General features: G+C 56.7%; 7 protein-coding genes and 1 rRNA gene. 4 read left to right on the top strand and 4 right to left on the bottom strand.

Features of this window, described 5'->3' with window-relative positions:
- Positions 1 to 494: ribosomal RNA gene (locus J4G14_13420) — 23S ribosomal RNA — on the bottom strand; the annotation flags it as partial.
- 297 nt (positions 495 to 791) lie between these two features.
- Between J4G14_13420 and J4G14_13415 the strand changes: the two genes are divergently transcribed.
- The 3 genes from J4G14_13415 (at position 792) to J4G14_13405 (ending at position 6326) form a co-directional block, all read left to right on the top strand.
- Positions 792 to 1232 (top strand): OsmC family peroxiredoxin, encoded by a 441-nt coding sequence (locus J4G14_13415; protein MCE2458789.1) that lies wholly within the window; start codon positions 792 to 794, stop codon positions 1230 to 1232.
- 379 nt (positions 1233 to 1611) lie between these two features.
- Positions 1612 to 4785: an isoleucine--tRNA ligase gene (locus J4G14_13410; GenBank protein MCE2458788.1), complete on the top strand. Its 3174-nt coding sequence runs from the start codon at positions 1612 to 1614 to the stop codon at positions 4783 to 4785.
- Between the two features lie 419 nt (positions 4786 to 5204).
- Positions 5205 to 6326 carry a GNAT family N-acetyltransferase gene (locus tag J4G14_13405; protein ID MCE2458787.1) on the top strand — a complete coding sequence of 374 codons (1122 nt, stop codon included), beginning with the start codon at positions 5205 to 5207 and terminating at the stop codon, positions 6324 to 6326.
- Positions 6327 to 6653: 327 nt separating this feature from the next.
- Here J4G14_13405 and J4G14_13400 read toward each other — a convergent pair whose 3' ends face one another.
- On the bottom strand, positions 6654 to 7487 hold the full coding sequence (locus tag J4G14_13400; GenBank protein MCE2458786.1) for an alpha/beta hydrolase: 834 nt from the start codon (positions 7485 to 7487) through the stop codon (positions 6654 to 6656).
- Between the two features lie 135 nt (positions 7488 to 7622).
- Here J4G14_13400 and J4G14_13395 point away from each other — a divergent pair, with 135 nt between their 5' ends.
- Positions 7623 to 8669: an LLM class flavin-dependent oxidoreductase gene (locus J4G14_13395; GenBank protein MCE2458785.1), complete on the top strand. Its 1047-nt coding sequence runs from the start codon at positions 7623 to 7625 to the stop codon at positions 8667 to 8669.
- On the opposite strand, the gene coaE is transcribed toward J4G14_13395, so the two are convergent.
- Both coaE and J4G14_13385 read right to left on the bottom strand, forming a co-directional pair.
- Positions 8666 to 9337: a dephospho-CoA kinase gene (coaE, locus tag J4G14_13390; protein MCE2458784.1), complete on the bottom strand. Its 672-nt coding sequence runs from the start codon at positions 9335 to 9337 to the stop codon at positions 8666 to 8668. The genes J4G14_13395 and coaE overlap by 4 nt on opposite strands.
- Positions 9338 to 9428: 91 nt before the next feature.
- A complete protein-coding gene (locus J4G14_13385) occupies positions 9429 to 10625 on the bottom strand; it encodes an LLM class flavin-dependent oxidoreductase (GenBank protein ID MCE2458783.1) in 1197 nt (398 codons plus the stop codon).
- Positions 10626 to 11113: the final 488 nt, after the last annotated feature.

Raw genomic sequence — 11113 nt, 5'->3', positions numbered from 1 at the left:
CGGTGGCCAAGAGTACTTAGCCTTGGAGAGTGGTCTCCCCAGCTTCCCACAAGATTTCACGTGTCCCGTGGTACTCAACAACACTCCAGGAGTCCGACGCCTTTCACCTACGGGACTTTCACCCTCTTTGGTTGTCCTTTCCAGGATCATTTGGTTAGGCGGCGGATTTTTGACTCCTTGCTCCCTACTGAGAATGGAGCGGGCGCGTGTTACAACCCCTGACAGACATAGGCTCTCATACCACTAAGCCAGCCAGGTTTGGGCTCATCCCCTTTCGTTCGCCACTACTCAGGGAGTCTCGGTTGATTTACTTTCCTCGGGTTACTTAGATGTTTCAGTTCACCCGCTTACCCCTCGCTTACGCGAGTGCCTTGGTATGACCCAAGGCGGGTTTCCCCATTCGGGAATCCTCGATTAAGCTCACTAGACAGCTAGCCGAGGCTTATCGGCTCTTGGCCCCTAGGCATCCACCGTAGACCCTTAGTAACTTGACCCACATTTGGGCTCATATGCTTAATTGCAATACTTCTTTACTAAGGGACAGGATTCAACTGTTAATGTGCATTCTCGACCGGTTCCAATCGGTCGTCGCCGAGTCTTTTGAACCGGACCTTTCCCTGTAAGGGGTGGCCGGAAATTTGTCAGCGGTATGTGATTATAGGCAGAGGGCCTGCCCGCGTCAAGCCGTGATGACACACCAAATGGCTAATGTTACAATTCGGCGTGGCCGCCACCAGCGTGCCGGTTGAACTTATACATCAGCAAGAACGTACCTGTAAGGAGAATACAGAATGGCAGAAACAAGGACGGCGAACTCCGTTTGGGAAGGCGACCTCACGAGCGGCGGAGGGAAGGTGACTGCGGCGACCTCAGGGGCGTTCTCGCAGATGGCTGTGACCCAGCCCACGCGCTTTGGCGGGGACGAAGGAAACACAAGCCCAGAAGAGTTGATTGCAGCGGCACACGCCTCCTGCTACAGCATGGCGCTGTCCGCAGGTCTCACAAGGGCAGGCACACCGCCAGGCACGTTGGACGTTAGCGCCAGTGTCACCCTCGACTTTGTCGATGGTGCGCCCACAGTGGTATCGAGCGAGCTCACGGTGCAGGGGACCGTGGACGGAATCAGCGAGGAAGATTTCGTCGCGGCCGCAGAGGCCGCCAAGGACGGATGCCCGATCTCGCGTGCAATGGTTGGAAACGTTGAACTCAGCGTGTCGGCCTCCCTGGCGTAACTTTTGACACTCGATTCAGGCTGTTGCTAGCCTGATGGCATCAGTGAATATAGAGGCTAGGACGGAGACGAGTAGAAGGGCACCTGACAGCCAAGCGAGCCTGGAGACGGTGAGAGCAGGCGCTGGCAGTCCTTTCGAACATCACTCCTGAGCCTTGGATCGAACGCTCTGGATTCAGAGTAAGTAGGCTCCGACGGAATCGCTCCCCGTTATTCGAGCGGCCCGGTCGCCTTAGCGCCGCCGGGGTTAAGAGTCCGATCCGCAGCGGCGGACGGGAACTTGGGTGGTACCGCGGTAGCAGGCAAGAGTAAAGCCAGCTCCCGTCCCTGATTTAGACAGGGACGGGAGCTTTTTATTTTAGGTTGCTGGGAGAGTGGAAATGTTCAATCCAGTCAGTTCACGAGTAGACTTTTCAGCCATGGAGCGGGAAACGATCGACTGGTGGAACCAGAATGATGTACCGCGGAAGTACCGAGAGCGCAACCTGGACTCAGATCGCACGTACTCCTTCATCGACGGCCCCATCACGGCCAACAACCCCATGGGAGTCCACCACGCCTGGGGCCGTTCGTATAAAGACCTCTTCCTGAGGTTCAGGAATATGCAGGGCTACAAGCAGCGGTTTCAGAACGGATATGACGGGCAGGGGCTCTGGATAGAAGTAGAAGTCGAAAAAGAGCTTGGCTTCACTTCCAAACGAGACATCGAAGGTTTTGGGGTCGGCGAGTTCGTCGACCTGTGCAAGTCTCGAGTTGACCGATTCGCCGATACGATAACCGAGCAGTCCAAACGGCTTGGATACTGGATGGACTGGGACAACTCCTACCACACCAAGTCCGACGAGAACAACTACATGATCTGGCACTTCCTCAAGACGTGCCACGAGAAGGGCCTGGTCTACAAGGGCAGAGACGTAATGCCCTGGTGCCCCCGCTGCAGCACAGGACTGTCCGAGCACGAAATCGTCACGGAGGGCTACGTAGAGATAGTCCATCCCGGCCTGTTCGTGAAATTCCCGCTGCTGGACAGGGACGGGGAATCGCTACTGATATGGACGACCACTCCCTGGACGCTGTCTTCAAACGTGGCCGCGGCCGTCCATCCTGAACTGACATACGTCAAAGTCAGAAACGGAGACGACGTACTCTACCTGGCCAAGGGCAGGTTGCCTGTCCTCAAGGGCGACTACGAAGTCATGGAAGAACTTCCCGGTAGCAAGCTTGTTGGGCTTCGATACACGGGCCCGTTCGATGAACTTCCCGCGCAAGAGAGTGTTGAACACCGTGTCGTTGAGTGGGACGAGGTATCTGAGTCAGAAGGCACGGGCATCGTGCACACTGCGCCTGGAGCCGGTAAGGAAGACTTCGCCCTTGGGCGTGAGTACGGCCTGGATGTAATAGCCCCTCTGGACGACGAAGGGGAGTTCGTAGACGGCTTCGATTGGCTAACGGGGATGAGTGTCTTCGACGTCAATGAACCGATCTACGACAGCCTCAAAGAGAAGGGCGTCTTCTACTACGTTGAGCCGTATTCCCACCGGTATCCGGTCTGCTGGCGATGTGGTACGGAGCTTGTATTTCGGCTGGTCGACGAGTGGTTCATCCGCATGGAGCCGGTCCGTGAACTGCTTATGCAGATTACGGAGAATATCGAGTGGATCCCATCTTTCGGAAAGGCGCGCGAACTCGACTGGCTCCGCAACATGGACGACTGGATGATCTCCAAGAAGCGCTACTACGGTCTTGCGCTTCCCATCTTCGAATGCCACGAGTGTGGCGAATTCGAGGTAATTGGCTCGGAACACGAGCTCAAGGAGCGAGCCGTGGAGGGCTGGGAGGATTTCGAAGGCAATTCACCTCACCGGCCCTGGGTCGATTCCGTCAAGATCAACTGCTCAAACTGCAGCGCTGCCGTATCAAGGATTGAGGATGTGGGGAATCCGTGGCTGGACGCTGGAATTGTCTCATTCTCCACGCTGGGATACAGAGACGACCGCGACCATTGGAAAGAGTGGTTCCCGGCAGACTGGATATCAGAGAGCTTCCCCGGCCAGTTCAGGAACTGGTTCTACAGCCTGCTGACCATGGGGGCAATTCTCATGGAGACTGAGGCCTTCAAGCTCGTGTTCAGCTACGCACTGATGCGTGACGAAAACGGCGAGGAGATGCACAAGTCCAAAGGCACAGCGATCTGGTTTGAAGACGCTGCCGAGACTATGGGCGTGGACGCCATGCGCTGGACTTTCGCCCGCCACAGCCCGGAGAACAATATCAACTTTGGATTCGGCACGGCCGACGAGGTCCGTCGCCGATTCATGATTCCACTGTGGAACGTGTACAGCTTCTTCGTCACCTACGCGAATATCGACCAGTTCGATCCATCGATCGATGCTCCCCCCGTTGAGCACCGACCTGACCTAGACAGGTGGATCATTTCAGAGCTGCACCAACTGATAGCTCAGGTTACCCAAAGCCTTGAACGCTTCGAACCTGACTCGGCGGCAAGGCGCTCCGAGGAGTTTGTGGAGTCTCTCTCGAACTGGTATGTGCGGAGAAGCAGAAGGCGGTTCTGGAAGAGCGGCCTTGTCGGCGGCGCGAACGCCTCGTCAAATGGCGCAAGTGACGATGATCTTTCGGATAAGCTGTCGGCCTATGCCACTCTGTACGAAGTACTAGTCACGCTTACCAAGCTGCTCGCACCGATCGTACCTTTCGTAACAGACGTCATGTACAGGAACCTCACCAGTGGTGAGGCGAGTGACAGCGTGCATCTGGATGACTACCCAGTTGCCGACCTATCCCTGATCGATGAGCGGCTCAATGAAGTTACGAGGCTCGCACAGCGTGTTTCGTCGATGGGCAGGGCGGCGAGAAGCAGGGCACAGATCAAGGTCAGGCAGCCCCTGGAAACAGTGCTTGTGAAGACGCGGACAGACAGCGAAAGGGCCTTATTGGACACTGCGGCACCGCAGATTCTCGATGAGCTAAATGTACGTGCCGTGACCCCGGTTAGCGGAGAGAGCGATGTCGTCTCATACGTAGTCCAGCCAAACTTGCCCATCCTGGGCCCAAAGTATGGACGCGAGGTGGGCAAGTTAAGACAGGCGTTGGAGTCGGCTGATCCCGCGGAGGTTGCGGCAAGCCACTCGGCTGGCAAGCAAGTTGTCGTCGGGGAGTACACCCTTGAACCAGAGGAAGTTCTGGTAAGCACCAGGGAACTCGAGGGCTTTAGTGTATCGTCTGACGCAGGCTATACGGTGGCCGTCTCGACAGAAGTGACTCCAGAACTGCTGCTGGAGGGGCAGGCCAGGGAACTGGTCCACAGGATCCAGAACATGCGACGTGATGCCGGGTTTGATATCACCGACTACATAACCACGTACTACACAGGCGGTGATCTGGACGATCTGGTAGGGACGCACGGCGAATACATCAAGCAGGAGACCCTCAGCTTCGATCTCGTGTGTGCTCCACCTCCATCCGAAGCCTTTGCCGCCGAACAGTCCTTCGACGGGTTGGTCAGTAATTTGGGGGTACTCAAAAGCACTGGCTGACCAGGCTTGCCAGAAGTCATTCCCCTCGCCCTCACCCGATAGGCAACTCGAGGGCGCGGCGTCAGAGCTCGGCGATGCTGCGCCCTTCGTCTGTATTGTCCTGTGGTGTTTCCCTGCGCCTGTCCAGTCTTGACAGGTTGAAAGGTGCACACTCGGGCCTTGCCATTGGATACTCAGCGAACAGTTTGTGACGTTTTGCGCACACTATTACATGCTTTTGCGACTATTTCGGTAATATACTTCATGAAACGTGACGGATATGCTTTGTGCTTTGTTGCACAATGTTGACATACCGTCAATTCACTCATATGCTCAGCGAGAAGCCCAACTCTGATGTAATGAGTTGAAGTGCAGGTGCTACGGGAATTCCGAGGTTAGACCGACCAGTGCCTAGCTGAGATAACGAGAAGGAGTCTGAGATGCTACCAATCGTACAGCTAAGACATGTCACCAGAGATGACGTCCAGAGAATTGCCGGTTGGCTCTCGGACGACGACGTATCTTCGAGGTGGTTCGGTCACTACGCATGTGGAGATCCGGTACATCGAGGATACGAGCCCGGACTCATGCTCGGTGCATCTACAGAGGACTGGGTGAGGGTCTTCGACCGTGACAGACAGCGCCTGATCTTCTCGATTTACTCAAGCGAAGAGGGGCACATAGGCGAGTGCCAGGCGGTGTTCGACGAGAATGGCGATGTAGAGATCTCTCTGCTTGTCGGCAGGAAAGAGCTGTGGCATAGAGGCTTCGGCGCCGCAGCAGCGATACAACTGCTGGACAGGATATTCTACGACTTCCCCGCCGATCAGGCGTGGGTCAGTGTGCCCCAGGACAATGTAGCTGCTCTCAGGCTCTTCAACCGACTCGGCTTTTCCTACGTCTCCGATGAGGTACTGTGCCAGACCCCTGGAGGTGAAGAACTTCGGACCACAATCCTGTCCCTTCCTGCGTCCGAGTATCAGGACCGCAAGCTCGAAAGCAGACGCCCGGGCAAGACAATCGCACCCATAGTCACAGTCACCGGAGTCCCCGGCAGTGGTGCGGAGCACGTCGCCGGCGAAACGGCGCGTCTGTTGAGAGCGGACCTCCTTGATGCTGACTTAAGGGAAAGAATAGCGGAACAACTTGACCGAACGCTCGGAGAAATTGAATCCCTCGAGGCAAGTTACTCGTCCTTCTGGGCGAGAGCTTTGCGGTCTTCCCTGGAACCCTGGGAACGATACGGAGTAATGGAGGCCTCTCCGGAGATGTTTGGCCCAATCCCGATTGTCTCCGAAGATTACGACCTGCCGGACTACCTCACCAAGGAGGAATACCTCAATGGGCTAGGCGCAGTCTTCTCATCGGCTCCGATAGAGCGGTCTGTGGTGGTACACGGACACGGTGCTGTTGCACTGATCCCCCGAAACCGGCCTGGTTTCAACATATTGGTGGAAATGTCTCTGGCCGGACGCGTCCGCAAGTCCCAATTTGAACTTGGGATATCGGAGGCACGGCAAAGAGAAAGCTCAGGAGATCGGATAGGGAGTTCAAGTCCCTAAACAAGAGTCTTTTTGGAGTCGACCCCACGGATGCTTCGCGGTATGACCTGGTCATCAACATGGACAGGCTATCGGTGGAGAGCGCGGCTAGACTTGTGTCAGGAGCCGTTTCACGGTCGGCGAGAACTTTCAGGCAGCGTCAACCTGAACTCCAGCCAGCATAGATGTCGAGAGTCCAATTGGCGCATCCTGAGAGCTGATAAGCTCGTCGACTTAGCCGGGACGAAACACAAGGAATCGCCGTTCTTCGGCCCGAAGTATCTGAGGGTTTCTGCTCGCGTAGTTAATTCGGCGCGGGCTTCCCATTTTCGAGACGCGTGACTACTCTCAGCCAAGCTCGTCCAGGAACCATCTGACAGTAGCTTCAAAGGCCCCCGGGAAGTCCTGATGGAACCAGTGGCCTCCTCCCTCGAGTTCGGCCAGGCGTACTTGGGAGGCTGGCAGAACTCCCCGCATCCGCACCGCGGTCTCATGCGTGAGAAGCCTACTCTGTCGTCCGCGAAGAAGTAGTACGGGACACGCGATGCGACCCCATGAGTCCCAGAGGTCGGGTCTTTCGTATTCGGTCACGATGCGAATATCGGCCTTCCAGACGTACTCGCCGTCTTCGGTCTGCCTGGAAACGGCTTGGGCTTGTGACCTGAGTGCTGCTTCACCGGTGTAGACCTGTCTGTGTCTGAGTCGTTCTCCGAACTCATCCAGCGTGTCCCACGACTCTGGCTCTGCTGCGATGTCTGAGAAGTCCCTCGCAGTTTGGGCATTTTGAGGGTCTGGGTCGATGTCGACGATGATCAGCGCTTTCACTCTGTCCGGGTTCTTCACGGCATAGGACCAAGCGTACCTGCCACCTGCCGAATGACCTACGATGATTGCACCCTCGAGTTCGAGCGCGTCGAAGAACGTTTCCACATCCGAGACGTGATGCTGGTACGTGTAGCAGCCCGATCCGGCCCAGTCACTGTCACCATGCCCTCTGCTGTCCAGCGCCAGAACGCGAAAGTCATCCTTGATGGAGTCCGCAAAGATGTCCCAGCTTCGGGCGCTGTCTCGCATCCCGTGAAGCAGCACCATCGGTGGGAGTCTGTCGCCTCCCCAATCGAGATAGTGGAGTCTGACAGGGCCGTTGTTCACATATCCATCGGTGGGAAAAGTCCCTTCCACAGCTAGATCCCCTTGTCCTGAAACGCCAGAGTTTGGGGCGCATGGTACCATCTCAAGCCCAATGCCTTGAACTGAGTATGGTTAATGCCTAGACTACCGTCAAAGTTAATCTGCAAGTGAATGACTCGAAGAGCAATGGCGACAGTCAGCGACATACAGTTGAGCGTGGTAGACCAATCTCCTATCCGAAAAGGGGCTCATCCCTCTGAGGCGCTCAGGGAGACTGTCCAGCTCGCCCAGCGTGTAGAAGACTTTGGGTACGGCAGGTACTGGGTCGCTGAGCATCACAATTCAGCATCCTTTACCGGCACGAGTCCGGAGATACTGATAGGGCAGATCGCGGCCAGCACTGACGCGATTCGCGTGGGCAGTGGTGGAGTGATGCTGAGCCACTACTCGGCGCTCAAAGTGGCGGAGCAGTTCAGAATCCTCGATGCGTTTTATCCGGGTCGCATCGATCTTGGGATAGGACGTGCACCCGGAAGTGACCGCCTTACTGCCGCTGCATTGAGTCATCCCAGACCGCCCGTGGACGTGTACAGAGAGTTCCCGCAGATGGTAGGCGATCTCCTTGGATTTCTGAATGGCACCCTCCCGGAGGGCCATCCCCTGCACGAGATCACCGCGCAGCCCGGGGCGCAGCCCGAAACGGTCCCAGAGGTCTGGCTGCTAGGTTCCTCTGATTACAGCGCACAGCTCGCCGCACACATGGGGCTGCCATTCAGCTTTGCTGACTTCTTCGGAAATACATCCGAGTACGGCCCACGAATGGCGGACCTGTACCGGGAGCTGTTCAAGCCTTCCGAGTACCTCACTGAGCCTGTTGTACACGTCGGCCTGCAGGTGATCTGCGCTCCCACGGAAGAAGAGGCAAAATTTGTCGGCGCATCTCGCACACTCAACAAAGTGATTTCAGCCCTGGGGCTGAGCACTGGCGGGCTGCTCCCTCCAGAAGAGGCAATTGACTGGCCCCTGGAAGACCATGCCAGGGAGTACATGGAGAATTCCACGAAGAGCTACATCGAGGGCGACCCGGACCAGGTTCGCGAGGGGATTCTTGCCTCGGCAGAGCGGTACCAGACTGCCAACGTCGGCATCGTGTCCAACTGCTACTACTTCGAGCACCGGGTGAGATCCTACGAGTTAGTGGCCGAAGCGATGGGGATGGATCCAGAAGCCTAGTTGCTTTCGGCAGCCTTTGCCTCCCACCACGCGAGATAGCGCGACGGCTCAAGCTCACCGACTTGCCAGAGGTGCCGTGCGTGAATGAACTTGCTCCGGACCTCAGAGATGAGCCGCTCTTCTGTGTCGTTGTTGAAGATGACAGCGTCTGACGCCGGCGCTCGCTCTTCCCAGTGACGCTGACTGGCAAGGCGCTGTTCGACTTCCTCGTCCGAATACTGGTTTCTCTCCGCCAGCCGTTGCCTCGCTATGTCATTGTCACAGGCGAATAGCCAGACCTGCTGACACCATTGCCCATATCCAGCCTCAACCAGGTTTACAGCCTCCAGCACTGCTACGTCCTGTGCGGTCAGCGTTGCATTCCACTCGTCGATGACGCCCTTGACGGCGTCTGCAATACTGCCGATTGCGGTCGTGAGCTTGTTCATCTGCTCTGGCTTGCCGAAGACCCTGGCGCCCAACTGTCGACGGTCGATGTAGCCATCTGACCCTACGATCTCGTCACCAAATATCGCGACGATGCGATCGAAGGCTTCCGTCCCGGGGTCGTACAGCCTGTGGACAAGCCTGTCTGCGTCGCAGTGAATGGCTCCCATCTCGACCATCACACGGCACGCCGTAGACTTTCCGGTTGCTATCGACCCTGTAACCCCTATTATCAGCGCCATCCCGGAACGCTCCTTCTGCGGTGTAACGGATATGAGAAGGGCGGGCACAAGGCCCGCCCACTGTTTCTACCTTCTCTACACAGTTGACTGCCTAGTCGTCTGCTGGTACGGCCTCAGCCTCTCGCACTCGGTTCTTGAAGTGAGGCATCACTTCCTTGCCGAACACCTCGAGCTGCTCGAGTAATACGCTCTGCGGCGTTCCGACGGGGAGGCCCATGTTGACATGGTCAAGACCTGGCCACCTATCTTCGATCTCCTCGATGCGTTCCTTGACCTGCTCGGGGCGCCCTACTATCCAGGAGCCCGACTCCACGGCCTCTTCCAGGGTGGGGAGGTTTGCGTGCGGCGCGCGCGCCGGATCCGCGAGTGCATCGAGCTGATCGTCAGTCAGGCCACGGACAAAGCCCAGGGGGGCGAACATCTTCATATTCTCTTCGTAGTACGGCTTGGCAATGCGAATCGCCTCTTCTTCGGAATCGGCAATGAAGTATGAAATCCCGAGAATCAGGTCGCCGCCAAGCTCAGTTTTGTTACCGTGGGCAGCCTGGACTTCCTGCCATTTCCTGACGACCTGCTCTGACGCGCCTCCGGGGGCCGCTCCACCGCCAATGATTCCCTTGATGCCGTGCTTGGCCATGAAGTTCAGGCCGCGTTCGCCTGCACTGACAATTGGCTGCCAGCATTCGACCGGCAAGTTGATCGGCCTTGGAACCAGGGTGATCTCCTTAAGGGTATAGCCCCTGTACGGTACTTCGGGTGGAATAGTGTAGTGCTTTCCCTGGTGTGAAAAGGACTCATTGTTGAACGATTTGAACAGGACCTCGACCTGCTCCTCGAAGAAATCGCGGTTCTCGTCCTGGCTGAGCATAGGAGCTCCGAACGACTCGACCTCTCGGGTGTGGTAACCGCGTCCGACTCCGAACACCACGCGGCCCTTTGTCAGGATGTCGGCAGTGGCGTAGTCTTCAGCAAGTCTCAGCGGGTGCCACATGGGCGAGACGTTGAAACCGCAGCCGAACTTAATTTGCTTGGTCAGATGCGCGAGGTGCACGCTCAACTGGAGAATGTTGGGAATGCACTCGTACCCTTCAGGCTGGAAGTGGTGCTCCGCCATCCAGAAAACGTCGTAACCAAGCTCATCCATGAGAACGCACATAGCCTCCGACTTGTCGAAGACGGTGGCCAGTTGCTCGTTGGAATAGAATCGGTCATTGGCGGCGGTCGCCGAGAAGCCAATGTCCTCGAGATCGATGTGACCTGCGAACAGGCTTCCGAATTTGTCAATCATTGTGCCCTCCCAGACTGCGGTTGGTGCACATTGTAAATGAGTGGCATACCCTGTCAAGGATTCCGTCAGAAAACTGGCCAGAAAGAACGTTGACCTCCAAGGGCACCTAAATGGGATAATCCATTCAAGCTTCGCTGGTGCCTTTGGCCTCTTGTCCTCGCGCTAGGCTCTAAGCCAAACGTTGCGAATGGCGACCCTCCTCGCCGGGTTTGACCACCGACGAGAGGCAGCTGCCCCAACACCAGCGAAGCCTCTTCTTTTTCTGGCCATAGGCCGTCATTCTCTCCCATAAGTTCCCCAATTGTGCTTTGGGTTGTAGATTTGCACTGAGTTCTGCCCTATGCGTTCTGAAAGGATCCGCCATGTTGAACACCAAAGTGCATGCCGCTACCACCCACCCGCTCGAACCCCTGAACGACGACAATTACTTTAGCCGGTCGTGACTACTATATATGCCGGTCTGTGAGGACGATGATCTGGTACCCAGG

This window comes from Dehalococcoidia bacterium (genome assembly GCA_021295915.1).
In the GTDB taxonomy this organism is placed as follows: Bacteria; Chloroflexota; Dehalococcoidia; order Lucifugimonadales; family UBA1123; genus VXRN01.
This window is presented reverse-complemented; position numbering and strand designations above follow the sequence as displayed.